Annotated in this window: 17 protein-coding genes, 1 tRNA gene and 1 pseudogene; 7 read left to right on the forward strand and 12 right to left on the reverse strand. The window is 62.5% G+C overall.

Features of this window, described 5'->3' with window-relative positions; genetic code table 11:
* Window positions 1–23 precede the first annotated feature (23 nt).
* Window positions 24–1,487, forward strand: a complete 1,464-nt coding sequence (betB, locus tag AC56QQ_RS23965; RefSeq protein WP_497123618.1) for a betaine-aldehyde dehydrogenase — start codon at window positions 24–26, stop codon at window positions 1,485–1,487.
* Here the strand turns inward: betB and AC56QQ_RS23970 are convergent.
* The gene (locus AC56QQ_RS23970; protein ID WP_497123619.1) at window positions 1,481–3,733 is read right to left on the reverse strand and encodes a mannose-1-phosphate guanylyltransferase/mannose-6-phosphate isomerase; all 2,253 of its coding nucleotides are present in this window, start codon (window positions 3,731–3,733) and stop codon (window positions 1,481–1,483) included. The genes betB and AC56QQ_RS23970 overlap by 7 nt on opposite strands.
* A 53-nt stretch (window positions 3,734–3,786) precedes the next feature.
* Window positions 3,787–4,686 (reverse strand): LysR family transcriptional regulator, encoded by a 900-nt coding sequence (locus AC56QQ_RS23975; RefSeq protein ID WP_497123620.1) that lies wholly within the window; start codon window positions 4,684–4,686, stop codon window positions 3,787–3,789.
* 101 nt (window positions 4,687–4,787) lie between these two features.
* On the opposite strand from AC56QQ_RS23975, the gene AC56QQ_RS23980 reads away from it, so the two are divergent.
* Window positions 4,788–5,681: an NmrA/HSCARG family protein gene (locus tag AC56QQ_RS23980; protein WP_497123621.1), complete on the forward strand. Its 894-nt coding sequence runs from the start codon at window positions 4,788–4,790 to the stop codon at window positions 5,679–5,681.
* 170 nt (window positions 5,682–5,851) lie between these two features.
* Here AC56QQ_RS23980 and AC56QQ_RS23985 read toward each other — a convergent pair whose 3' ends face one another.
* A complete protein-coding gene (locus tag AC56QQ_RS23985; protein ID WP_497123622.1) occupies window positions 5,852–7,372 on the reverse strand; it encodes a phosphomannomutase/phosphoglucomutase in 1,521 nt (506 codons plus the stop codon).
* Window positions 7,373–7,569: 197 nt separating this feature from the next.
* On the opposite strand from AC56QQ_RS23985, the gene AC56QQ_RS23990 reads away from it, so the two are divergent.
* From AC56QQ_RS23990 to AC56QQ_RS24010, 5 genes are all read left to right on the forward strand, one after another.
* Window positions 7,570–7,646: transfer RNA gene (locus tag AC56QQ_RS23990), tRNA-Pro, on the forward strand.
* A 583-nt stretch (window positions 7,647–8,229) separates the two neighbouring features.
* Window positions 8,230–8,538 carry a hypothetical protein gene (locus AC56QQ_RS23995; RefSeq protein WP_497123623.1) on the forward strand — a complete coding sequence of 103 codons (309 nt, stop codon included), beginning with the start codon at window positions 8,230–8,232 and terminating at the stop codon, window positions 8,536–8,538.
* A gap of 123 nt (window positions 8,539–8,661) precedes the next feature.
* Complete coding sequence (locus AC56QQ_RS24000; protein WP_497123624.1) at window positions 8,662–8,937, forward strand: hypothetical protein; 276 nt, start codon at window positions 8,662–8,664, stop codon at window positions 8,935–8,937.
* 222 nt (window positions 8,938–9,159) lie between these two features.
* The gene (locus AC56QQ_RS24005; RefSeq protein WP_497129103.1) at window positions 9,160–9,375 is read left to right on the forward strand and encodes a hypothetical protein; all 216 of its coding nucleotides are present in this window, start codon (window positions 9,160–9,162) and stop codon (window positions 9,373–9,375) included.
* A gap of 513 nt (window positions 9,376–9,888) precedes the next feature.
* Window positions 9,889–10,233 carry a hypothetical protein gene (locus AC56QQ_RS24010; RefSeq protein ID WP_497123625.1) on the forward strand — a complete coding sequence of 115 codons (345 nt, stop codon included), beginning with the start codon at window positions 9,889–9,891 and terminating at the stop codon, window positions 10,231–10,233.
* Between the two features lie 26 nt (window positions 10,234–10,259).
* Here AC56QQ_RS24010 and AC56QQ_RS24015 read toward each other — a convergent pair whose 3' ends face one another.
* The 9 genes and pseudogenes from AC56QQ_RS24015 to glgC form a co-directional block, all read right to left on the reverse strand.
* Entirely contained in the window at window positions 10,260–11,879 is a 1,620-nt protein-coding gene (locus AC56QQ_RS24015) for an ABC transporter ATP-binding protein (protein WP_497123626.1), read from the reverse strand.
* 17 nt (window positions 11,880–11,896) lie between these two features.
* Complete coding sequence (locus tag AC56QQ_RS24020) at window positions 11,897–13,018, reverse strand: ABC transporter permease (RefSeq protein ID WP_497123627.1); 1,122 nt, start codon at window positions 13,016–13,018, stop codon at window positions 11,897–11,899.
* The gene (locus tag AC56QQ_RS24025; protein ID WP_497123628.1) at window positions 13,011–13,934 is read right to left on the reverse strand and encodes an ABC transporter permease subunit; all 924 of its coding nucleotides are present in this window, start codon (window positions 13,932–13,934) and stop codon (window positions 13,011–13,013) included. Before AC56QQ_RS24025 ends, AC56QQ_RS24020 begins: the two co-directional genes overlap by 8 nt.
* Before the next feature lie 163 nt (window positions 13,935–14,097).
* A complete protein-coding gene (locus AC56QQ_RS24030; protein ID WP_497123629.1) occupies window positions 14,098–15,690 on the reverse strand; it encodes a peptide ABC transporter substrate-binding protein in 1,593 nt (530 codons plus the stop codon).
* A 625-nt stretch (window positions 15,691–16,315) separates the two neighbouring features.
* On the reverse strand, window positions 16,316–17,941 hold the full coding sequence (gene bglA / locus AC56QQ_RS24035; RefSeq protein ID WP_497123630.1) for a beta-galactosidase BglA: 1,626 nt from the start codon (window positions 17,939–17,941) through the stop codon (window positions 16,316–16,318).
* Window positions 17,928–19,975, reverse strand: a pseudogene (gene glgX, locus AC56QQ_RS24040) (glycogen debranching protein GlgX). Before glgX ends, bglA begins: the two are co-directional and overlap by 14 nt.
* The gene (locus AC56QQ_RS24045) at window positions 19,975–21,603 is read right to left on the reverse strand and encodes an alpha-D-glucose phosphate-specific phosphoglucomutase (RefSeq protein WP_497123631.1); all 1,629 of its coding nucleotides are present in this window, start codon (window positions 21,601–21,603) and stop codon (window positions 19,975–19,977) included. The pseudogene glgX and the gene AC56QQ_RS24045 overlap by 1 nt, the downstream one beginning before the upstream one ends.
* Before the next feature lie 3 nt (window positions 21,604–21,606).
* Window positions 21,607–23,052, reverse strand: coding sequence for a glycogen synthase GlgA (gene glgA / locus AC56QQ_RS24050; RefSeq protein WP_497123632.1), 1,446 nt, complete (start codon window positions 23,050–23,052; stop codon window positions 21,607–21,609).
* Between the two features lie 26 nt (window positions 23,053–23,078).
* Window positions 23,079–24,344: a glucose-1-phosphate adenylyltransferase gene (gene glgC, locus AC56QQ_RS24055; RefSeq protein ID WP_091585919.1), complete on the reverse strand. Its 1,266-nt coding sequence runs from the start codon at window positions 24,342–24,344 to the stop codon at window positions 23,079–23,081.
* Window positions 24,345–24,351: the final 7 nt, after the last annotated feature.

The raw sequence follows: 24,351 nt of genomic DNA on the forward strand, positions 1-24,351 counted from the left end.
CGAAGACGATTTGGAGACCTCCCATGCGCGCCCAGCCCACGGCATCGCACTACGTCAATGGACGCTACATCGAGGACGAAGGCGGCGCGCCACTGCCGGTCATCTATCCGGCAACCGGCGAGACCATCGCCATGCTGCGTTCGGCAACGCCAAACGTGCTGGAACTCGCCATCGAAGCCGCGCGGGCGGCACAACCCGCCTGGGCGCGGCTGAAGCCGGTCGAACGCGGGCGCATCCTGCGCCGTGCCGCCGACATATTGCGCGCCCGCAATGCCGACCTTGCGCGGATCGAAACGCTCGACACCGGCAAGGCGATCCAGGAGACGCTGGTGGCCGACGCGCCGTCGGCAGCGGACTGCCTAGAGTATTTCGGCGGCGCGGTGGCCGCCTACAATGGCGAGGCTGTCGATTTGGGCGGCCCATTCGCCTACACCCGACGCGAAGCGCTCGGCGTCTGCGTCGGCATCGGCGCCTGGAACTACCCGATCCAGATCGCCGGCTGGAAATCAGCCCCGGCGCTCGCCATGGGCAACGCCATGGTGTTCAAGCCGTCGGAGAACACACCGCTTTCGGCGCTAGCCCTAGCCGAGATCTACAGCGAGGCCGGCCTGCCCGATGGGCTGTTCAACGTGGTGCAAGGCTATGGCGATGTCGGCGCCGGGCTTGTCGGACATGATGTCGTCGCCAAGGTTTCGGTGACCGGCTCGGTGCCGACCGGCCGCAAGGTGCTGTCGCTTGCCGGCTCGAAGATGAAGCACGCGACGATGGAACTCGGCGGCAAGTCGCCGCTGATCGTCTTCGACGACGCCGACCTCGAGAACGCCATTGGCGGCGCCATGCTCGGCAATTTCTATTCAACCGGCCAGATCTGCTCCAACGGCACGCGCGTCTTCGTGCAGAGCGGCATCCACGACCGCTTCGTCGACCGTTTGATAGAGCGAACCAAGAAGATCCGCATCGGTGATCCGCTCGACCCCGAAACCCAGATGGGGCCGCTGGTGTCGAAGGCGCAGCACGACAAGGTCGTCGGCTATATCGGGATCGGCAAGCAGGACGGAGCTGTCCTCGCTTGCGGCGGCAACGTGCCTTCGCTGCAGGGTTTCCAGGGCGGCTTCTTCGTCGAGCCGACGGTGTTCACCGGCGTTACCGACACGATGCGCATCGCCCGCGAGGAAATTTTCGGGCCGGTGATAAGCGTGCTGAAATTCGACGGCGAGGACGAGGTGATCGACCGCGCCAACGACACCGAGTTCGGCCTTGCCGCAGGTGTGTTCACGCGCGACCTGTCGCGCGCCCACCGCGTCATCGCCGAGTTGCAGGCAGGCACCTGCTGGATCAACGCCTACAATCTGACGCCGGTGGAAATCCCGTTCGGCGGCTTCAAACAATCGGGCATCGGGCGCGAGAATTCGCTTGCCGCGCTGGCGCTCTATTCGCAGCTGAAGTCGATCTATGTCGAGACAGGGGATGTGGCGGCGCCTTACTGAGCCGGTTTACCCACCTTCTCCGCCGTCCCATCCAGATACTGGGTCAGCGCACAGACCAGATGATAGAAGATGCTGGCCGGAACATCCGTCGCCAGCGAGCGGCCGCGTTCGTCGATGCGGTCGATCCACAGGCCGAGCGGCGCCGGGTCGATGTGCCAGCGAAACAGCCTGCCGACGCGCGCCTCGATTTCCGGTTTGAGATCGGGACCGCCCGAACCATCGAGCGCAATCGCCGCCTTGACCGCTTCGGCCTGCGGCCAACTGCGTGATATCAGGTCGAGTGGCAGGCCCTGCCTGGAAACCGCACCATAGGCAAGGCCGGTGGCGCGGTTGAGGCCATTGGCGATCGCCGAGGCATAGAGTTTCCTGGCGAAACCGCTCAGTTCGGCCTGCCCGCTGCGCCCGGCGAAATCGACCAGCAGCGAGGCCCATTCGAAATGGTGGCCGGGCTCGGTCCAGGTCCCCTTCTCGCCGGCGGCTGGTTTCCATCCGGCATCGAAATACTCGCCGAGCGTCCAGCTTTCCGGGTCGAAGAAATGGCTGCGGAAGAGGTCGATGATGCGTGCCGCACGGCGCAGATGGGCGCGATCGCCGGTCGCCTGATACCAGGCAAGAAAAGCCTCGAGCAGATGCATGTGCGGGTTGGAGCGCCGCTCGCCCTCGCCGTCGGACGTTTCCAGGAAGCCGGTCATTCGATGATCCTCGAGATGCGCATCGAGAAACGAAAAAGTCTCTTCGCCAAGCCGCAAGGCATCGGGATTGCCCGACATATGCGCATGCGCCAGCGCCAGCAGCACGCAGGAGTGATCGTAGGCATCCTCGGTCGCGTCGGCGACCGAACCGTCGACATTCAGCGTGCGTACCCAGCCGCCATTGTCGGTGCGGCCCTGCTTGGCCATGAACTCGATGCCATGGCTGATCAGCCGATCGGCCGGACCATCCCAGCCGCGCGCCCTGGCGACGGCGAAGGCATAGACTTGCCTCGCCTGTGTGCGCATGCGCTTGGGCTTCATCAGCGGCGAAGCGTCGAAACCCAACGCCTCATGAAAACCACCATGGCGTTCGTCGACGCCTGATGTCGACCACAGCGGCAAGGTCTCCTGGAACAGCCAGTGATGCACGCGCCGCCGCCAGGCGCCGCTTTCGATGACGCGGTCATGTGCCGGCGTGAACCGGGTTTCCAGCCGGCCCGACTTTTCGAGCTGCTCGACGATCTTCTTGACGTGCTGGCTGTGGCTGACCGGTGCGACGAAGGTGGCGTCGGCGGTGGAGACGATGGCAACGTCCTTCATGCCGATCGCCGACAGCAAGCGGCCATCGCTGCGGATGTAGGAGTTCTGACAATCGATGGCGACGACATCGCCGACAATGACATTGCCTTGGTCATCGGCGGGGCCGACATCGAGCAGCGACTGCCAGGAGCCGAGATCGTTCCAACGGAAGCCAGCCGGCACCATGGCGATGTCTTTTGCCCGCTCCATGATGGCGTAGTCGATCGAGTTCGACGGTATGGCGGCGTAGAGTTCCAGTGGCATGTAGAGGCCGGAGAGATCCGATGTCGCCGCCTTGTAAGCGGCTTCGGTCGCCCGCCAGATGTCGGGCTGGAAAGCCGCGAAAGCGTCGCGCATGGCGCCGGCCCGAAACAGAAAAATACCCGTGTTCCAATAGAAGTTTCCGGCCTGGAGATAGCTCCGCGCAGTGGCAAGGTCCGGCTTTTCGACAAAGCGCGAGACGTCGAAGGTGCCGCCGCTTTCGGCTGCGACCTCGATATAGCCATAGCCTGTCTCGGGCTGTGTCGGCTTGATGCCGAACACCACCAGCCGGCCGGCGCGCGCAGCCTCGGCACCTGCCTCGACGCTCTGCCAGAATTGGCGCGCGGTGGCGATTTCATGATCGGACGGCACCACCAGCACCAGGCTGTCGCCGAATTCGGACAAAGTGCGCAGCGTCGCCAGCGCGACGGCGGCGGCGGTGTTGCGGCCGACCGGTTCGAACAGCGGACCACCGCCGGCGAGATCGAGGCCGGCCAGGTCGGCATGGACCCGGTCGGCATGGCGCTCCGAGGCGATCAGGAAGATCGGCGTTTCGCCTTCAGGCCTCGCCGCCAGCCGACGCAGCGTCTTGGCCAGCATCGAGCCATCGCCGGAAAAATCATGGAACTGCTTGGGATTATCCTCGCGCGACAGCGGCCAAAGCCGCGAGCCGACGCCGCCGCTCATGACAAAACTGACGATCCGCTCGGTCATTCGGGTCTCGCGCTCAAAAGGCAATTGGTGGCCGGTTGCTACCACACAAGCCTTTAAGCGGTGTTTATCCCATTGGAAATGCGCTCGGATGCAAGCTCGATGAATGCCTTGACCAGGGGCGAAAGGTGGCGGCTGCTCGGATAGAGAACATGCAGGCCACCAGCCGGTGTCGTGTAGCTTTTGAGAACGTGCTGCAACTGACCCTTATGGATCAGCCCTTCGGCGATCGCCTGGGGCAATTGGGCGATGCCAAAGCCTGCGAGCGCGGCCGCAACGACCGCCTGCATTTCATTGGCGGCGAAGCGCCCGGCCACGACGACCGTTTCCTGGCCGCCTGGCCCGTCCAGCACCCAATGAGCGCCCGAGGCCGAGGGGCCGGCGATGACGCATTGATGGTGCGTGAGATCCGCCGGGCTTTGCGGTATGCCGTGCCGTTCCAGATAGTCCTGGTTGGCGCAGAGCAGCCTGTGCGTGGAACCGAGCTTGCGGGCGATCAGCGTCGAATCCTCAAGGATCCCGGTCCGGAAAGCGAGGTCTATACCGTCCTCGACCAGATTGAGCCTGTCGTCGGTAAGGCGGAGCTCGACGTTGGTTTTCGGATATGTTGCGAGAAAGCCGACCACGGCGTCGATGAGGAAATGGCCGCCAAAGCCGACCGGGGCCGAAATGCGAATCGTGCCCGAAGGCTCCGTCCTCGCCTCCGCGAGGCGCAGATTTGCCTCCTCTATCGTCCGCAGCCCCTGGCTACTCTGCTCATAGTAGAGACGCCCGGCATCCGTCATGTTGAGGCTACGGGTCGTGCGCTGCAGCAGGCGAACGCCGACCTCCCGCTCAAGCGCGGCAACGCGGCGGCTAACCGTCGTCTTCGGCATGGCCAGCAGGCGCGCGGCAGCCGTGAAGCTGCCAGCTTCGACGACACGAGCGAACACGACGATATCGTTGAGATCGAGCATTGTATCCTAGATTGGGACGATGTTTCCCAATTATAGGCAATTATGCATCAATGCAACAGGCCCTAACTTTGCTCCAGCAGAAACAAGAAGGAGCAGACATCATGACCAGCAAACGAAGCATCCTGGTGACCGGCGCTACCGGCCAGCAAGGCGGCGCGGTCGCCCATGCCCTGTTGTCGAGAGGTCATCACGTCAAGGCACTGACGCGCAAGCCGGACAGCGACGGTGCGCGGCGCACGGCGTCTGCGGGCGCCGACGTCGTGGCCGGCGATCTCGCTGACGCAGCTTCCATCGTGAAGGCCGCAAAAGACGTCGACACCATGTTCCTGATGGGCAACAGCTACGAGGCCGGGCTGGAAGAAGAAACCCGCCAAGGGATCATCGCCGCCGATGCGGCGAAAGCTGCCGGCGTCGGACATCTGATCTATTCATCCGTTGCCGACGCCGACAAGAAGACCGGCATCCCGCATTTCGAAAGCAAATATCTCGTCGAGAAACACGTCGCCGGCCTCGGCATCCCCTACACGATCAGCGCACCGGTCGCCTTCATGGAGAATGTCGTTGCGCCGTGGTCGATCGGCGCGCTCAGACAGGGCACCCATGCCTTCGCAATGCCTCCGAAGCGCGTCCTGCAACTGGTTGCCCTGGCGGACATCGGCGCCTTTGTTGCCGCCTTGGCCGAGCGGCGTGAACAGGTGTTCGGCAAGCGCTTCGATTTCGCCGGGGACGAATTGTCCGGCGAAGAGCAGGCGAAAATCCTGTCCGAAGCCATCGGCCACCCGATTGGCTATCAGGAAATCCCGATGGCGGCAGCCCGCCAGCAAAGCGAGGATGCGGCACTGATGTTCGAGTGGTTCGACCGCGTCGGCTACGACGTTGACATCGCCGCCCTGCGCAAGGATTTTCCGGAGGTCCGCTGGCACAGTTTTGCCGACTGGGCGCGAGCATTCGACTGGAGCGCCCTGGAGCGGACAGCTTCGGCGGCTGCCAGCTGATGTTGGAGCGGTTCACCGTTTCACGGAAACGCAGAACCGCTCCATCTCTTTTGTTTTGACGCAATTCCGGAGGGAAAACCGCTAAGCACTTTTCATGGAATTGCGCTTCATCTCTTGTTTTGACGCAATTCCGGACGGAAAACCGCTACGCACTTTTCCTGGAATTGCTGTTAGAAAGTCTGGTTGTAGGCCCCTACTTCCGGGCTGCGGCGCAGCACGGCGTCGACGGCATCGAACATCTGCCGGCGACGCTCTGATGAAACCGGGCTTTCGACGACCACAACAAGCTCCGGCTTGTTCGACGAGGCGCGCACCAGACCCCAGGTGCCGTCCTCGGCGACGACACGCACGCCGTTGACGGTTATGAGGTCTGATATCTTCTGGCCGGCAAAGCTGTCACCATCCCGCTTCATGGCCTGAAAATCGGAAACTACCCGCTCGACCACGCCATACTTCAAATCGTCCGCGCAATGCGGCGACATGGTTGGCGTGCCGAAGGTCAGCGGCAGCGCGCGGTAGAGGTCGGCCATCGAGCTGCGCGGGTTGCGATCCAGCATCTGGCAGATGGCGATGGCGGTGACCAACCCGTCATCGTAGCCGCGCCCGATCGGCGGGTTGAAGAAGAAATGGCCGGACTTCTCGAAGCCGGCGACGGCGCCGAGCTCGGCGACGCGGCGCTTGATGTAGGAGTGGCCGGTCTTCCAATAGTCGGTGACGGCGCCGTTGGCCCGCAGCACGCTGTCGGTGTTGAACAGGCCGGTCGACTTGACGTCGACGACGAAGGTCGAGCCCGGAAGCTGGCTGGAGATGTCGCGTGCGAGCATGACGCCGACCTTGTCGGCGAAGATTTCGTTGCCCTCATTGTCGACGACACCGCAGCGGTCGCCGTCGCCATCGAAACCAAGGCCGACATCGGCCCCGGTTTCCAGCACCTTGTCCCTAATGGCATGCAGCATCTGCATGTCCTCGGGGTTGGGGTTGTAGCGGGGAAAAGTGTGGTCGAGTTCGACATCGAGCGGGACCACTTCGCAACCGATGCGTTGCAACGCTTCCGGCGCAAAGGCGCCAGCGGTACCATTGCCGCAGGCGACCACCACCTTCAGCTTTCGCGTGATGCGCTTGTCCCTGGTCAGATCGTCGAGATAGGTCACGCGAAAATCGCGGACGAAATCATACGAGCCGCCGCCGGTAAGGTCGAAGTCGCCTTCCAGCACGATCCCCTTCAGCGCGCTCATCTCCTCGGGGCCGAAGGTCAGCGGCCGCGCCGCGCCCATCTTGACGCCGGTCCAGCCATTCTCGTTGTGCGACGCGGTGACCATGGCGACCGAAGGCGTGTCGAGCGCGAACTGGGCGAAGTAGGCCATCGGCGACAAAGCCAGCCCAATATCCCTCACCCGCGCACCGGCGGCCATCAGCCCAGAGACCAGCGCCAGCTTGATCGAAAGGGAATAGGAACGGAAATCATGCCCGGTGACGATATCGGGCCCGGCGCCGAGACGGCGAATCAGCGTGCCGAGCCCCATGCCGAGGGCCTGGACGCCGATCAGATTAAGCTCCGGCGGTTGCGTCGAGCCCGGATGGCCGAACCACCAGCGCGCATCATATTCGCGAAAGCCGGACGCCTTGATCAGCGCCGAGGTTTCGAATTCGAAGCTGTTGGGTCGGGCCTCGCCAACGATCCTGGGGGTCAAGACTGGAATACTCCGAGCAGTTGGAACACGGCTTGTCGAAGCGGTGGCTAGCACACAAGCCTTTAAGCCGTGTTTATCCCTAAGGAAATCCGGGCGCCCGCGACATGCGTGACGAAAGCAGACGAAATGCGACAGAAGTGCTGCCATTGCCGCTTGCAGGATCGGAGTGCGGCGGCTATAAGCCCGCGGTCTGGTCACGGAGTGTAGCGCAGCCTGGTAGCGCACCTCGTTCGGGACGAGGGGGTCGCAGGTTCAAATCCTGCCACTCCGACCAGAAAAACAATGTGTTAGCGCATCCCGACTTTGGCGCTCAAACCGATGGCCCCCACAACCAAATAGGGCGAAATGACTCGCTTCCAGAGGGTCCCATCCGTCGTCGCCAACGCACTATGGCAGTAGTTGAAGACGCTGACGACGTAGGCAGTTGCAGCTCCCCGCCATCGTATCGGGCCCCGCAGACAGCCTGCGGCGCGTTCACCGTGTCGGCTTCGACTGGTTACATTCAGCCAGCGACGGGCATAGCCGAAGTGGCGCTTATCTGAGGCCGAAAAAGCTCAATATCGCTATCACGATGACCACTGCTCCAACGAGCCAAATGATGTTGTTCATGATCTATCTCCTGTTGCCTGAGGAAACCCGTGCCTCTGGCGGAGGACGCGGGCCAACCAGCCTTTGCCAGTTGATCTTCAGCAGACACCAAAACCTGGTGTCGGGTGTAGGGATAGAACTATCAGGTGCATCTAACGTTCCACCGTTCGGCAAGATCGCGAACTTGCCCTGGTGAATTGCATTTATATTAGCAATAGCGCATGTTTCGTTTGGCGGCAGTGACAGGATGCCGGCAACCCGGAGTCACAATGCGCAAATTGGTTTTCGCGGCAGCAGCAGCGCTTGCCTGCTACGGCGCTCCATCCCAGGCTGACGACGAGCGGTCATGCGAAATCGTGGCATCGGCCGCGCAGCTCTCCGGGAAGACCAACTGTAGAGAAGGCGATATCGCCACCATCTCCGGAATGAGCACCAAAGACCTGCCGGTGGCAGTGGCCAGATATTGCGATTTCTGGGGGCAGATCGTTGTGCTGCCCGATGTGGGCGTGACCGATGCATCGGGCCACATCGTTCTTTGCAAGTACCATCAGCGAGAGGCAGCCCCTCCTCAGCCATAGGCGTTGCGATCGCACCTCCTTTGCCTTGCCGCAAGTGTTCGGGCCGGCCCTCGGAAGACCGGAACCAAACTGGCCAGTGGCAGTTACCCGACGAAGGGTTAGTTAAAAAATGGAAAAACTGAAATGAAAACAATGATCATGTGCGCTTTGGCGCTTTCCATGGCATTACCGGCCGTAGCTTCGGCATCCCAGGCTGATGTGGTTGTCAGGACGCACCATCGACACCACGGCAACGTCAAGATCATCAACGAGGACGGCCAGCGCCTGCACCACCGCCGCCACGGTAGCGTTGCGTTCTACGACCATGGCCGCCGGCATCATCGTCCGGATACCGTCATTGTGACAGGCTCCGTCCACCGTCACCATCATCCCGTGGTGATCGAGAACAACGACTACTGAACCGACCCGGCCCGGCTCTTCGACTGAGGTCGGGCCCATCTTGAGGGTCTCGCTTGTCGCGCAGGAGCGGCAGGCGGACCGATGTTCGGACCATTGCGTTTCGCGATCAGACCAAGTCCCGCGCCCCACCGATTGAAGCATGGTTTGGGAACGATTGTGCTTGCCCCGAGTTCCGTGGTTGGGCGTGAAGACACAATCAGATGAAATGGATGAGCCATGACCATGTCGAACAGTGAGACTCCAAGATCCCACGCCCTGGGAATGCGCGTGGCTGACCTCAAGGCCAAGATGCAGGAAGCCCGGATTACCGTGGGCGAAATGAAGACCTTCCAGAAAGTCGCGGCCATCATGGAGGGCGGTCAGGGACGAATTGGTGGCGACGACCTGATTGCCGTATCCTTCGTTGCCGACACGCTGCTGGACAAGAAAACGCCCTGAGCGACCACGCCAGCAATTAGCAGACCTTTTTGATTCCCATGCGAAGTGCCCGGGTCGCTGGCGACCCGGTGGCTGCTTCGCGTACAGATTGCCGCTATCGGGCCCTCTGCGTCGGCTGCTCGGATCAGTCACCACGGCTGCCGGATCCGAGCGCCGACCGACATTGCTCGGACAGTGCTCGCACGTAGCGCCCCACGACATTCGTCGCCGAGCCAGCTCCAGCGGGACCAGAGCGAACCACTGAACTTACCTGCTCCAAGCCGGAGATCACCAAAACGCGAAAAGCCCGCCCCGACCTCAGCCGAGACGGGCTCTCTCCGTTTCCAGTGATTAAGTTGAAACACTCGACGGGTACTAACTTCGGGTGACCGAGAACGTTCCTGGACTCGGTAACCCATGAGTGTTCAGGCCGCCATTCCATCGCGATGGCAGACTTTGACGAAAATGGCTGTCGGCTCTAGGTAGTGCGATGGCTATGATGGAGCCAGTGAAACTGGCGAGCCGGGTGCGGACATGACTCTGATTTCAACGACGGCCTCGCGCCCGGTTCTGGTAGTTGCGCTGCTTCTCGTTGCCGGCTGCTCATCGATCGGCAAAACCGTCGATCCGGCGAAATATGAAAGCATGACCTGCACCGAGCTCAACAGCGCGCTGGGAAGCATCGCCCGCGACATCTCGCAAACCGCAATCACTCGCGGCAAGGTCGCAAACACCGGCGTTCCACAATGGCTGCTGGGTGGTTCTCGCGTGAAGACTGCCGTAGCAAACCGTGAAACGGCCAGGATCGACAGGCTGAAGCAGCAGCAAGACGCCATTGTCAGCGTGCGCGCACGAAAGTGCGCGAAGTCAACGGACTGAGGCGCTGCCTGGGTGCCTGGCGGCGTTCAGGCACTCAGCCGAAACCGCGTCACATCGATCGCCGCGGCCATCAGCGTCTGCGTGTAAACGTGCTGCGGATTGCTGAAGATAGCCTCGGTCGGCCCCTCCTCGACGATCTTGCCCTGCTTCATGACGATGATGTAGTCGGCCATGGCGCGCACGACCGAAAGATCGTGGCTGATGAACAGATAGGACAGTTCGTGGTCGGTCTGCAGTTTGCGCAGCAATTCGACGATCTGTTTCTGTACCGAGCGGTCAAGCGCCGAGGTCGGCTCGTCCAGCACCACGAGCTTGGGCTTCAGGATCATGGCCCTCGCGATGGCGATGCGCTGCCGTTGCCCGCCGGAAAATTCATGCGGATAGCGGTTGCGCGCGTTGGGATCGAGGCCGACCTCGAGCAAGGCTTCGACCGCGCGTTGATCGCGCTGCTTGCCCGAAAGGTTCGGCTCGTGCACCAGAAGTCCTTCCGTGACGACCTGGCCGACGGTCATGCGTGGCGACAGCGAGCCGAACGGATCCTGGAAGACAAGTTGCATCTCGCGCCGCAGCGGCCGCATCGCCTGCCGGTCGGCAGTGGAAATGTCGCGATCGCCGAAACGGATGAGGCCGTCGCTCGGCAACAGCCGCAGCAGGGCGCGGCCAAGCGTCGATTTGCCGGAGCCCGATTCACCGACAATGCCGATGGTCTGGTTGCGTTGCAGCCGGATCGAGATGTGGTCGACAGCACGTAGCATCAGCGGCTCGCCGGCGAGAAAACCGCCGCCGATCCTGAAGGTTACCTCGACATTCCTGCCTTCGAGCAGCACGGGCGCGTTGGCGGGCGGCGCCGCCTTGCGGCCAGTGGGCTCGGCCGCCAGCAGCATCTTGGTGTAGGCATGCTGGGGGTTGACGAAGATGGCTTCCGCCTCGCCCTCCTCGACAACCTCGGCCTGGCGCATGACATAGACCCGGTCGGCGAAGCGGCGAACGATGCCGAGATCGTGGGTGATGAAGACGATCGCCATACCGAGCTTGCGCTGCAATTCGGCCAGAAGCATCAGGATCTGCGCCTGGATGGTCACGTCGAGCGCCGTCGTCGGCTCGTCCGCGATCAATATGTCGGGATCGTTGGCGAGCGCCATGGCGATCATGACGCGCTGCCGCTGGCCGCCGGACATCTCGTGCGGATAGGATTTCATCCGCCGCTCGGGATCCGGGATATGCACAAGCCGCAGCAGCTTTAGCGCCTCCTCATACGCCTCGGCCGCACCCAGCCCGCGGTGCCGGCGGATCGGTTCGATCAGCTGGTTGCCGATCGAATAGAGCGGGTCGAGCGAGGTCATCGGCTCCTGGAAGATCATGCTGATCTTGGCGCCGCGGACCTTGTTCAACTCGGACTTGCTCAGTGTCAGAAGGTTGCGGCCGCGGTAGTCGACACTGCCGGTGGCTTCGCCATTCGAGGCCAGCAGGCTCATCGCCGCCATCATCGTCTGGCTTTTGCCGGATCCGGATTCGCCGACCACGGCCACCGTCTCGCCCGCGTTGACGTGGATGTTGATGCCCTTCACCGCCTCGACCGCGCCATCGAGCGTGCGGAAGCGGACGCGCAGGTCCCTGACGCTGAGGATCGTTTCAGAAGCAGCCATTTCAGCGATCCCCATCTTTATCGATCTCTCGGGTCGAGCGCGTCGCGCAGGCCGTCGCCGACAAAGTTCAGGGCGAACAGCGTCGAGACGAGGAAGAAGGCGGGAAACAGGAGCAGCCAGTTGGCGGTGCCGATGTTCTTGGCGCCGACCGAAATCAGCACGCCCCAGCTGGTCATCGGTTCCTGCACGCCGAGGCCAAGGAACGACAGGAAGCTTTCCAGGATGATGACCTGCGGCACCAGCAGCGTCATGTAGATCACCACCGGGCCGAGCAGGTTGGGGATGACATGGCGGATCAGGATGCCACGCTGGCCGACGCCCATCGCCTCCGCCGCCTGGACATATTCCTGGCGGCGGATCGACAGCGCCTGGCCGCGCACGATACGCGCCATGTCGAGCCACAGCACGGCTCCGACGGCCAGGAACATCAGCACGAAGTTGCGGCCGAAGAACACCACCAGCATGATGACGAAGAAGATGAAGGGCAGCGAATAGAGCACGTCGACGATGCGCATCATCACCTCGTCGACCTTGCCGCCGGCAAAGCCGGCCGCTGCACCATAGAGCACGCCGATCACCACGGCCACGACGCCGGCAAGCAGGCCGATGGCCAGTGATATGCGCCCGGCCATCAGCGTGCGCGAGAGGAGATCGCGGCCGGTGTTGTCGGTGCCGAACAGGAAGTACTGCTGCTTGATCGACGCACTCATCGTCACTTCGAGGCCGTCGGTCGACTTGCTCTCGATCTTGGTGTCGTCAAACGCATCGGAGCGGTCGAGATAGCGGATGTTGCGATCGTCGATCGGCTTGGTCGACTTGACGGTGACGAAGACCTGATTGCCTTCCTGATGCCACTCCTTGACGTCGACCCGCATGCGCTTGATCGCCTCGGTGAGCGCCGTCTCGATCATGTCGGGCTTCGGATAGGCCGAAAGGCTCGGCGGCATGCGCACATAGTCGGCATAGATGGTCGTATACTGATGCGGCACGAACCAGGGCCCGAACACGCTGACGATACCGATCAGCGCAAGGTAGTACAGGCTGAACATGGCGGCGCGATTGGCCTTGAGGCGTGCCCAGGCATCGCCCCACAGGGAGCGGCCAACGACGGCGGGAGCTGTGGCTGCGATGTCAGTCATAGCGCACCCTCGGGTCGACGACCGCGTACATGACGTCGACGATCAGGTTGAAGACGATGGTGAAGATGGCGATCACCACCACCGTTCCCATCACCAGCGTGTAGTCGCGGTTGAGCGCGGCATCGACGAAATAACGACCGACGCCTGGAATGGAGAAGATCGTCTCGACGATGACCGAGCCGGTCAGCAGTGCCGCGGCTGCCGGGCCCGTGAAAGAGACGATCGGCAGGATCGCGCCGCGCAGCGCGTGCTTGACCACCACCGACCAGTCGGAGAGGCCGAGCGCGCGGGCCGTGCGGATATGATGGGAGCGCAGCGATTCGATCATCGAACCGCGCATCAGGCGGGCCACGATGGCGATCTGCGGCAAGGCAAGCGTCAGCACCGGGCCGATCTTGTTGATGAAGGCGCCATCGCCCCAGCCGCCGATCGGCAGCAGCTTCCAGGTCAGTCCGAACAGCAGCTGGATCACCGGCGCGATGACGAAGGTGGGGATGGTGCTGCCGGCGGTTGCCAGCGCAATCACCGTATAGTCGCCGAGCTTGTTCTGGTTGAGCGCGGCAATGGTGCCGAGCACGCTGCCGAGCAGCAGCGCCAGGATCAACGCCGAGGCACCGAGTTGAACCGAAATGGGCAGGCCCTTGGCAAACAGTTCGGTGACGGTGAAATCCGGCATGTTGTAGCTCGGGCCGAAATTGCCGCGCAACAGGTTACCGAGATAGTGGACAAATTGCAGCCAGAGCGGATCGTTGAGACCGAACTGGGCTTCGAGATTGGCCCTGATCTCGGGGCTCAGCCCCCGCTCCTGGTTGAATGGCCCTCCTGGCGCGACGCGCATCAGGAAGAACGCCATGGTCACGATGACGAACAGCGTCGGAATGGCGGTCAGAAGCCGCCGGAATACATATCGCAGCATCGGTGCCCCGCTTGATCCGGAGCAACGCGCGTCCATTTGGACACGTGCGCTCCAGCCTTCAATCTTCGCACCGAACTTTCCGAAAATCGATTCCGGTTCCCGGGCCGATGCGGTGGCAAACCAGTTCCGCCGCGCACTCAGTGCGCGGCGGCTTGGCCAGGGATCAGTCCTTGCTGACGAAGCGGGACGGATGCACGTCCATCACGTTGTCGACGAAGCCGTGCAGCTTCGAGGAAACGATATCGTGGTAGCTGTAGTAGAGAAGCGGTATCTGGCCGACGTCGTCGACGAGGATGCGCTCGGCCTCGGAGAGTTCCTTCATGCGCTCTTCGGGCTTGCCGCCGGCGGCGGCGGCCTTGTCCATGGCCGCCTCATATTGCGGGCTGTTGTAGTTCGAATAGTTGTTGCCGCTCGCCTTGCGCGAGATGCCGAGGAAGGTCTCCGGATCCTTGTAGTCGGCAATCCAGGCGGCACGCGCCACGTCATAGTCGCCCTTCTGTTCAAGGAAGGAGTAGTGGGTCTTGGTGTCGGTGTTGAGCAGCGTGACGTCGACGCCAAGCGGCTTCAACTGTTCCTGGATGGCGACCGCGGTGTTCTTGTGGTTTTCCGAGGTGTTGTAGCGGATCTCCATCTTCAGCGGGTGCTCGGGTGTGTAGCCAAGTTTCTCGAGGATCTTCTTGGCTGCGTCCTCGCGGTCGATCTGCGGCGTGTCGGCATACTTGGCCATCGCCGGCGTGTAGCCCTCGATGCCGGGAGGCACCATCGAATAGCCGGGCAGCATCGAGTTCTGCCAGACCTTTTCGGCAATGAAATCGCGGTCGATCGCCATCGAGATGGCGTTGCGCAGTTCAGGGTTGTTCCACGGCGCCTTGTCGGTCTTGATCGCATAATAGTAGGTGCCGAGATACGGTCCGACGTGGATCTGATCGCCAAACTTGGTCTTGAGGTCGGCGAGCTGTTCTGTCGGCAGATCGTCGTAGCTGTCGAGTTCGCCAGCCTCGAAACGCTTCATCGCCGATGAGCGGTCTTCGGTCGGAATGTAGTTGACCACATCGAACTTGACGCTCGCGGCGTCCCAGAATTTCGGATTCTTGACCAGCTTCATGTGATCGTTGGGGACCCACTCGGCCAGCGTATAGGCACCGTTCGAAACCAGATTACCCGGCTTGATCCAGTCGGCGCCGAGCTTTTCGATGGAGGCCTTGCTGACCGGATAGGTCGCCTGGTGGGTCAACATCTCCAGGAAGTAAGGCGTCGGCGCCTTGAGCGTCACCTCCAGAGTGGTGGCGTCGATCGCCTTGACACCCATGTCCTCCGGCTTGCCCTTCTTGGTGTTGACTTCCTCGGCGTTCTTCACGGGATAGAGCATGGACGCGTATTCGGCGCCGGTCGCCGGATCTTCCAGCCTGTGGAAAGCGTAGACGAAGTCTTCGGCCGTCACCGGGCTGCCATCCGACCAGACGCCGTCCTTGCGCAGCTTGAACGTATAGACGGTGCCGTCATCGGAAACCGTCCAGCTTTCCGCGGCGCCCGGAATGAGGTTTGCCTTCGCGTCCTGCATGACCAGTCCCTGGAACAGGTCACGCAAGACATTGGCTTCATACACCGTCGAGGTCTTGTGCGGATCGACCGATTCCGATTCGGCGGCGGTGCCCCTGTTATAGACGCTCTCGGCGAAAGCCGGCGTGCAAAACGCGCCGGCGGCCGCAGCCATGGTTGTGGCGAACACCGTCGCCTTCAGCATGTTTTTCAGCATGAAGTTCTCCCTGTCGGCGCTGCCGTCGGCTCGCCTTTAAGTGTTGACGCCCCGAGACCGATATCTGGCCCCTTTGAGCGCGCCGCCGGTTCCCTTCCGGCGGCTGGTGCCCAGACACTAACGCGGAGATTTATTATTTCAACAGACTCTCTGGTTCACCCAAAGTAAGGCGGCACGAAAGCTGTGGCGCGGCGCCCGAAACACCGCCGAAACCAGAAGCTTGACTTGGTTTCCTCACCTCGACGCCATTTTTCACAGGCCGCATCGGTTTGCCGGAATGTGTCTATGCGCTCCTGAGCAACCTCAGGTTACATTATGACTACCTTCTGTACGGTTCCCATTCCAGATGCATGGCGACTATGAGTAACATACCAAGCAGACCATCGACAATTCGCCATAGAATATGGAAATCTCAAGAAGAATCTCGAACTTCAGCGGTCGAATCCGCCTTGCTCTCGCTGCTTTTCATCGCCTTTTGCTCGGAATGGTTGCACACGATACATATTTCGGCGCCGCCAATTCGATCCAGCAGATCGCCGCGGACGCGGTCCGGAGGTGCGCGCGTCACCGGCGCGACCTGCGGACGCTCGGTTCTCGTTCAGTTTTAGACGGCCGAGACGCCAGATCAGTCAAGTCGGCCAAGAAAGCAGCCGAGCGCGGGCAACGACAACCCGGCTTCCTCCACGACAACGGCATCGCCGCCAAGCCTTGCTGCCGACCCGATATCCCGCGGCAACGGCCAATTGGCAGGCACTCCGGCGAAATTGAAGACGCAAAGCAGTCTTTCACCGCCACCTTCGCGGATGAAGGCGAGCACGTCACCCTCCGCGTCGAGAAAGCGGATCGAGCCTGTTATCAATGCCTCATGCTCTCGGCGCAAAGCCAGCGCGGCCCGATAGAACGTGAGCACCGAGGCGATGTCGGCATTCTGGACGTCGACCGCACGGGCGCGATGGCTGGCCGGTACCGGCAGCCATGGCTTGCCGGTAGAGAACCCCGCATTGTCGGCGCCGGCTTCCCAGACCATCGGCGTGCGGCAACCATCCCTGCCCTTGACGCCTGGCCAGAAGCGGATGCCGACGGGATCGCGCAAGTCCTCGAAGGCGAGTTCCGCCTCCTCCAGGCCGAGTTCCTCGCCCTCGTAGAGGCAGATCGATCCGCGCAGGCAGCACAGCAGCATGATCGAGAATCTTGCGACCGCGCCGGGGTCGCTGTCTGGCCTTGTCCAACGGCTGACATGGCGCACCACGTCGTGGTTGGAGAATGCCCAGCAGACCCAGCCATCGGAAACGGCCGCCTCGAAGGCTTCGACGCAGCCACGCACATGCGCCGCGGAGAACTGTGGGCCAAGCAGATCGAATGTGTAGCACATATGGAGCTTGTCGCCGCCGGACGTATAGGCGGCGAGCGTCTGCAATGAGCGGCCTTCATCGCCGATCTCACCAACGGCGGCACGGTCCTCGTACTCATCGAGCAGCGCCCGGAAGCGCCGAAGGAACGTCAGGTTCTCCGGCTGCGTCTTGTCGAACAGATGCTCCTGGTAGAGGTAGGTGTTGGTCTCGTTGTTGGTGCCGGCGACGCTCGACGCCAAGGGCGGATTGCTGCGCAGCCAGAGGTCGTGGACATAGTAGTTGACCGTATCGAGGCGGAAGCCGTCGACGCCGCGCTCCAGCCAGAAGCGCACCGTTTCCAGAAGCGCGTCCCGAACCTCCGGATTGTGTAAATTCAAATCCGGCTGAGAGGCGAGAAAATTGTGCATGTAATATTGCCGGCGGGTCGAGTCCCACTCCCAGGCCGGGCCACCGAAGACGGAAAGCCAGTTGTTGGGGGCGCCGCCATCCGGCTTCGTATCGGCCCAGACATACCAGTCGGCCTTGGGATTGTCGCGGCTGGCGCGGCTTTCGACAAACCACGCGTGCTTGTCGGATGAATGCGACAGCACCTGGTCGATGATGATCTTCAGGCCGAGGCGGTGCGCCTCGGCGATCATCGCGTCGAAGTCCTCCAGCGTGCCGAACATTGGATCGACATCGCAGTAATCCGACACGTCGTAGCCCATGTCGGCCATCGGTGATTTGAAGAAGGGCGACAGCCAGATGGCGTCGACGCCAAGCGAGGCGACATGAGCCAACCGCGATGTGACGCCCCGCAGATCGCCACTGCCGTCGCCGGTCGTATCCTGGAAGGAGCGCGGATAGATCTGGTAGATGACGCAGCCGCGCCACCATTCGGACCCCTCACTTGCCGCCATTGCGTTTCTCCCTTGAGCCAACCTCTAGGGCTGCTCGTTCGATCATGAAGATCACCGTACGCCCCGATACCGGACCCGAGATGTCCACCGCCTCGCCTGTTTCGAGGGCTGGCGCCCAGAAAAACCCTTCGCGCCCGGGCAGGGTGAACATGCAGGCCCGGCGATCGCCGTTGATGACCACCGCCGGGCGGCGCCCGTCATCGGCGGTGCCACCCAGGATCATGACCAGACGATGCCTCTGCGGGTCCTGCCAGCTCTGTTCGTCGAGCGGCGCGCCTGTCTCGGTCAGCCATGCGACGTCTGGCGTCCCTGAACCTGCCGGCGACTGGCCGGTGAGGAAGCGAGTGTCGGAAAGCGCGGGCACCGCGCGCCGCAACGCCGCGAGCAGCGACGTGCAGCGCTCCAGGGCCTGGTCGCGCCCGGCCCAGTCGAGCCAGGTGATCTCATTGTCCTGCGCATAGGCGTTGTTGTTGCCGTGCTGGGTGCGGCCGAATTCGTCACCGGCGGTCAGCATGATGGTGCCGCGCGAGGCAAACAGCGTGGCTAGCAGCGCGTGGTGGTCGTTCAGGCGGGCCGCCGATACGGCCGGGTCGTCCGTGTCGCCCTCCACGCCACTGTTCCATGACAGGTTCTCATTGTGACCATCGCGGTTCTGCTCGCCATTGGCCTCGTTGTGCTTGCGCTCGTAACGCACGGTGTCGGCCAGCGTCATGCCGTCATGGGCGGCGATGAAATTGACGCTGCGGCTGGTGTGTTGGCCAGCCTTGGCAAACACATCGGACGACCCGGCAAGCCGTGTCGCCAATGCGCCGACCATGCCGGCGTCGCCGCGCCAGAAGCGTCTGACATCGTCGCGGTACTTGTCGTTCCATTCGAGGAAGGACGGCGGGAAATTGCCGAGTTGGTAGCCATCCGGACCGATGTCCCAGGGCTCGGCGATCAGCACGCGGTCGGCCAGCAGCGCGTCCTGGCGCATCGCTTTCAACAGTGGCGCCTCGGTATCGAATGTTCCCTCCACCCGCCCCAGAATAGGTGCCAGGTCGAAACGGAAGCCATCGACGCCGGCATCACGAACAAAATGGCGAAGCGCGTCGATGATCATTTCCTGGACGACAGGGTGGTCGCAAGCAACCGTATTGCCGGTGCCGGTGTCGTTGGCCAGCCTGCCGTCCGATGTATGCCGGTAATAGGCCTGATTGTCGAAGCCGCGCAGCGACAGCGTCGGGCCGAGCCTGTCGCTCTCGCCGGTGTGGTTGAAGACGAGATCGAGGATGACGCCGATGCCGGCTTCGCGCAGCACGGCGACCGTGTTTCGCAATTCCATGATGCCACCCGGCGCAAGACGTGGATCGAGCGCCATGAAGGTGACGGGATTGTAGCCCCAGGCGTTGCGCAGCCCGAGCGGTGGCAGATGCCGCTCGTCGATCGACGCCGTCACCGGCATCAGTTCGACGGCGCCTACGCCGAGTTTTTTAAGATGCTCGATAACCCCCGGATGAGCGAGGGCAGCAACCGTCCCACGCAGCTTTTCCGGAACGTCGGGGTGGCGCATGGTGAAGGCACGCACCGGCACTTCGTAGATCAGGCCGCCGGCCCGGAAGAGCGGCGGCGACGCCTGCACCGGTTTCGGCAAGGCCCCGGCAATCGCCTTCGGCATCAGAGGGGCGGTATCGCCCCCTTCCCCCGACGGTGGGCCAACCGCCAATCATGGGCGTAAGGCCTGTCGATCTCGATGGCGTAGGGATCGGTCAGCAATTTGTCGGGGTCGAACCACAGTCCACGCTCCGGCGCATAGTCGCCGTCGGCGCGAAATCCGTAGCGAGTGCCGGGACCAAGGCCCGGGACGAACAGCGCATGGACGCCCTCGCCTTCCGGCTGCAGCTCAAGCCGTTCGATTTCCCGACTGCCGTGCTCGTCGAAGATGGAGACCCACAGCCGCCTGGCCGCTTGCGACCACGCGGCGAAGCGGATGCCACCGTCCGAAACAAGTCCGCCAAATCGCGGCCGCTGATTGGCCGCAGTTCTCGGTGGCATCAGGTGATGACGCTCGGCTTGGCGCGGCCGGTATGGCTGCGAATCCCGGCAATATCATCGGCCGCGACAATCAGATCGGCAAGTGCGGCCTGCGTGTCGAGATCATGCCTCGACTTGTCCGGCTCGTAGCGCTCGATATAGACGCGCAGCGTCGCGCCCGACGTGCCGGTACCCGATAGCCGGAAGACGACGCGCGAACCGCCCTCGAACAGAACCCTGATGCCCTGGTGCTCGCTGGTCGAACCGTCGACCGGGTCGATATAGGCGAAGTCGTCGGCGCTGGCGATTGTCATGCCGCGCACACTGGTGCCGGGCAACGAGCCGAGCTTGGCGCGCAGTTCGTCGACCAGCGCGTTGGCGCGATCGCTCTCGACCTCCTCATAGTCGTGGCGCGAATAGTAGTTGCGGCCATAGGTCGCCCAGTGCTCGGTGACGATCTGCTTGCAGCTTTCGCCACGCGCGGCAAGGATGTTGAGCCACAAAAGCACCGCCCACAGGCCGTCCTTTTCGCGGACATGGTTGGAGCCGGTGCCGGCACTCTCCTCGCCGCAGATCGTCGCCATGCCGGCATCGAGCAGATTGCCGAAGAACTTCCAGCCGGTCGGCGTTTCATAGATGCCGATGCCGAGCTTGTGGGCGACGCGGTCTGCGGCGCCGCTGGTCGGCATCGAGCGGGCGATGCCCTTCAGGCCGTCCTTGTAGCCGGTCGCCAGGCGGGCGTTGGCGGCAAGCATGGCGACCGAATCCGACGGGGTGACGAAAATGCCCTTGCCGATGATCAGGTTGCGGTCGCCGTCGCCATCGGAAGCAGCGCCGAAATCCGGCGCGTCCGGTCCCATCATTTCGTCATAGAGGTGCTTGGCATGGACGAGATTCGGATCCGGGTGATGGCCGCCGAAATCCGGCAGCGGCTTGAAATTGCGGCAGGTCCCGTTGGGCGCGCCAAGCCGGTTTTCCAAGATCTCCTTGGCATAGGGACCGGTCACCGCGTGCATGGCATCGAAGCGCATGCGGAAGCCCGATTTGAACAGCTTGCGCAGTGCCTCGAAGTCGAACAGGCTTTCCATCAGCTCGGCGTAGTCGGCGACGGGATCGATGACCTCGACCGTCATGCCGGCGGCCTTGACCGTGCCTATCGTGTCGATGTCGATCGGCTCGATGTCGGCGGTCTTGAAGCTCGAAATCGTCTTGGTTTTTTCGAACATCGCGTCGGTCAGTTTTTCCGGCGCCGGGCCGCCATTGCCGGCATTGTACTTGATGCCGAAATCCTCATGCGGGCCGCCCGGATTGTGGCTGGCCGACAGGATGATGCCGCCGAAGGTCTTGTATTTGCGAATGACATGCGAGGCAGCCGGCGTTGACAATATACCACCCTGCCCGACCATCACCTTGCCGAAGCCGTTGGCGGCGGCCATGGCGATCGCCTTCTGGATGACCTCGCGGTTATAGAAGCGGCCATCGCCGCCGATCACCAGGGTCTTGCCCTTGAAGCCGTCCAGCGCGTCGAAGATCGACTGGATGAAGTTCTCGGCATAGTGCTCCTGCTGGAACACCGGCACCTTCTTGCGCAGGCCCGAAGTACCGGGCTTCTGATCGGAATAAGGCTTGGTGGGAACGGTCCGTATCATGCTTCAGGCAACCCTTTTCAAAAGCAGCGAGCGATAGAGTTCAACATATTTTTCCGCGCTCTTGTCCCACGACACATCGGCCTTCATGCCCTGGCGTTGCAACGATTCCCAGACCGCCGGACTGGCATGTGCGTCGACGAGGCGGCGCATGGCGTGCAGCAAGGCACCGCCATTGTTGGGCGCGAACTGGAAGCCGGTCGCGACGCCGGCCGAGACGGCAGCCTCGTTGGCGTCGATGATGGTATCTGCCAGGCCGCCGGTACGAGCAACCACCGGCACGCAGCCGTAGCGAAGGCCGTAAAGCTGCGTCAGCCCGCAGGGCTCGAAGCGCGAGGGAATGACGATGGCGTCGCAGCCGCCTTGCATGATATGCGAAAGCGCCTCGTCGTAGCCGATGACGACCCCAATGCGGCCACGGTGTCTAGCGGCGGCGGCAAGCAGCGCGCCTTCGAGGCCAGCATCGCCCGAGCCCAGTATGGCCAGGCGCGCGCCGGTCGCAACGATGCCATCGATCACCAGCGCCAGTATGTCCATGCCCTTTTGCCAGGTCAGGCGGCTGACGACGCAGACGATCGGGCTGTCGTCGCGATCGAGGCTGAAACGGTCCTCGACGGCGACCCTGTTTGACGCGCGCGCCTTCAGCGTCCTGGCCGTGTAGTTCGATACCAGATGCTTGTCGGTTTCCGGGTTCCAGATGGCGGTATCGATGCCGTTGACGATGCCATAGAGATCGCTGGAGCGCATGTTGATGAGGCCGTCGAGACCCATGCCGAATTCCGGCAAGCGGATTTCCTGCGCGTAGGTTGGGCTGACCGTGGTGATCGCCCAGGCTGCCTGCAGGCCGGCCTTGAGGAACCCGACGCCACCGTAATATTCGACGCCGTCGAGCGCCATTGCCACCGCCGGCAAGCCAAGCTCGCCAAAGATGCTGGCGCCGAACTGGCCCTGGAAGGCGAGGTTGTGGACGGTCATCATTGAGGGGACGCCGATCGCCTTGCCGTAGCGCATATAGGCCAGGGTCATCGCCGACTGCCAGTCATGGGCATGGACGATGTCGGGCTGATAGCCCGAGATGGCACCACCGGCGATGTCACCGCCCACCTGGCTCAGCGCCGCGAAGCGCCGCCAGTTGTCGGGCCAGTCACCACCGCTGGCATCGCCATAGGGACCACCGGGGCGGTCGAACAGATGCGGCGCGTCGAGCACGAACAGGTCAAGCCCGGCAAGCTGGACGGCATGAACGGAAGCCTTGCCGCCTTGCAGCAGGGGATATTGCAGGACCGCCCGCTTTTTCTTGAAGGCGGCCATCACGGTGGGAAAGCCCGGGATGAGCGTGCGCATTGTCACGCCCTTGGCTGCCAGTGCGACAGGCAACGCGCCGGTCACGTCGGCAAGCCCACCGGTCTTGATCAGCGGGAAAATCTCGGGCGTGACCGACAGAACCTGCATGCGCCTACAATCCGATCCTGTCAGTCCTATAGCCCCAGTTTGTCGATCATGTCCTGGGTGACCAGGCAGATGCCTTTCTCGGAGACCCGAAAACGCTTGGCGTCGAGAGCGGGATCTTCGCCCACCACCAGCCCTTCCGGTATCCTAACACCATGGTCGATGACCACGCGCTTCAACTTTGCGTTCCGGCCGACATGAACGTCGGGCAGCATGACGACTTCTTCCAGCGTCGAATAGGAATTGATGCGCGCGCCGGTAAAGATCAGGCTCCTCTTCAGCGAGGCGCCCGAGACGATGCAGTCGCCCGAGACAAGCGAAGAGACCGCCGAGCCGCGGCGGCCATCCTCGTCATGCACGAACTTCGCCGGCGGTTTCAATTCGGCATAGGTCCAGATCGGCCAGTCGCGGTCATAGAGGTCGAGTTCCGGCGTGATGTCGGTCAAGTCGATATTGGCTTCCCAATAGGCATCGACCGTTCCGACATCGCGCCAGTAAGCCTCGTTCTCGGCGGTCGAGCGGACGCAGGATTTGGCGAAGCGGTGCGCGATCGCCTTACCGTGCTGGACGATATAGGGAATGATGTCCTTGCCGAAGTCGCGGCTCGAGCCCGGCTCGGCGGCATCGCGGCGCAGCTGCTCCATCAGGAACTTGGTCTTGAACACATAGATGCCCATCGATGCCAGGGCGAATTCCGGTTTGTCGGGAATGCCGGGCGGATCGGCGGGCTTTTCGACGAAGGCGATGATGTTGTCCTTGCCATCGACATGCATGACGCCGAAGCCGGTGGCTTCCATGCGCGGCACTTCGAGGCAGCCGACGGTGACGTCGGCATTGGCGTCGACGTGCTGGCGAAGCATCATCTCGTAGTCCATCTTGTAGATGTGGTCGCCGGCGAGGATGACCATGTATTCGGGTCCATAGGCCTCGATGATGTCGATGTTCTGATAGACGGCGTCGGCCGTGCCCTCGTACCACTGCGTCTCCGAAACGCGCTGGCTGGCCGGCAGGATGTCGAAGCTCTCGTTTCGTTCGGGCCGCAGGAAGTTCCAGCCACGCTGCAGATGGCGGATCAGCGAATGCGCCTTGTACTGGGTGGCGACGCCAAGGCGCCGGATGCCAGAGTTGAGGGCATTGGAGAGCGCGAAGTCAATGATGCGCGTCTTGCCGCCGAAATAGACGGCTGGCTTGGCGCGCCGGTCGGTCAGTTCCTTGAGGCGGCTGCCACGGCCGCCGGCCAGTACATAGGCCATGGCATCGCGCGCCAGCGGCTGGGTCCGTTTCAAGTCTGCCATTTCTACC

Source organism: Mesorhizobium sp. RCAM 05099 (assembly GCF_059683685.1).

What these genes read in the sequence shown, in the direction of transcription:
- betB (WP_497123618.1), top strand. Translation starts at nt 24, where the DNA reads ATGCGCGCCCAGCCCACGGCATCGCACTACGTCAATGGACGCTACATC.
- AC56QQ_RS23970 (WP_497123619.1), bottom strand. Translation starts at nt 3,733, where the DNA reads ATGACCGAGCGGATCGTCAGTTTTGTCATGAGCGGCGGCGTCGGCTCG.
- AC56QQ_RS23975 (WP_497123620.1), bottom strand. Translation starts at nt 4,686, where the DNA reads ATGCTCGATCTCAACGATATCGTCGTGTTCGCTCGTGTCGTCGAAGCT.
- AC56QQ_RS23980 (WP_497123621.1), top strand. Translation starts at nt 4,788, where the DNA reads ATGACCAGCAAACGAAGCATCCTGGTGACCGGCGCTACCGGCCAGCAA.
- AC56QQ_RS23995 (WP_497123623.1), top strand. Translation starts at nt 8,230, where the DNA reads ATGCGCAAATTGGTTTTCGCGGCAGCAGCAGCGCTTGCCTGCTACGGC.
- AC56QQ_RS24000 (WP_497123624.1), top strand. Translation starts at nt 8,662, where the DNA reads ATGAAAACAATGATCATGTGCGCTTTGGCGCTTTCCATGGCATTACCG.
- AC56QQ_RS24005 (WP_497129103.1), top strand. Translation starts at nt 9,160, where the DNA reads ATGTCGAACAGTGAGACTCCAAGATCCCACGCCCTGGGAATGCGCGTG.
- AC56QQ_RS24010 (WP_497123625.1), top strand. Translation starts at nt 9,889, where the DNA reads ATGACTCTGATTTCAACGACGGCCTCGCGCCCGGTTCTGGTAGTTGCG.
- AC56QQ_RS24015 (WP_497123626.1), bottom strand. Translation starts at nt 11,879, where the DNA reads ATGGCTGCTTCTGAAACGATCCTCAGCGTCAGGGACCTGCGCGTCCGC.
- AC56QQ_RS24020 (WP_497123627.1), bottom strand. Translation starts at nt 13,018, where the DNA reads ATGACTGACATCGCAGCCACAGCTCCCGCCGTCGTTGGCCGCTCCCTG.
- AC56QQ_RS24025 (WP_497123628.1), bottom strand. Translation starts at nt 13,934, where the DNA reads ATGCTGCGATATGTATTCCGGCGGCTTCTGACCGCCATTCCGACGCTG.
- AC56QQ_RS24030 (WP_497123629.1), bottom strand. Translation starts at nt 15,690, where the DNA reads ATGCTGAAAAACATGCTGAAGGCGACGGTGTTCGCCACAACCATGGCT.
- bglA (WP_497123630.1), bottom strand. Translation starts at nt 17,941, where the DNA reads ATGGCGGCAAGTGAGGGGTCCGAATGGTGGCGCGGCTGCGTCATCTAC.
- AC56QQ_RS24045 (WP_497123631.1), bottom strand. Translation starts at nt 21,603, where the DNA reads ATGATACGGACCGTTCCCACCAAGCCTTATTCCGATCAGAAGCCCGGT.
- glgA (WP_497123632.1), bottom strand. Translation starts at nt 23,052, where the DNA reads ATGCAGGTTCTGTCGGTCACGCCCGAGATTTTCCCGCTGATCAAGACC.
- glgC (WP_091585919.1), bottom strand. Translation starts at nt 24,344, where the DNA reads ATGGCAGACTTGAAACGGACCCAGCCGCTGGCGCGCGATGCCATGGCC.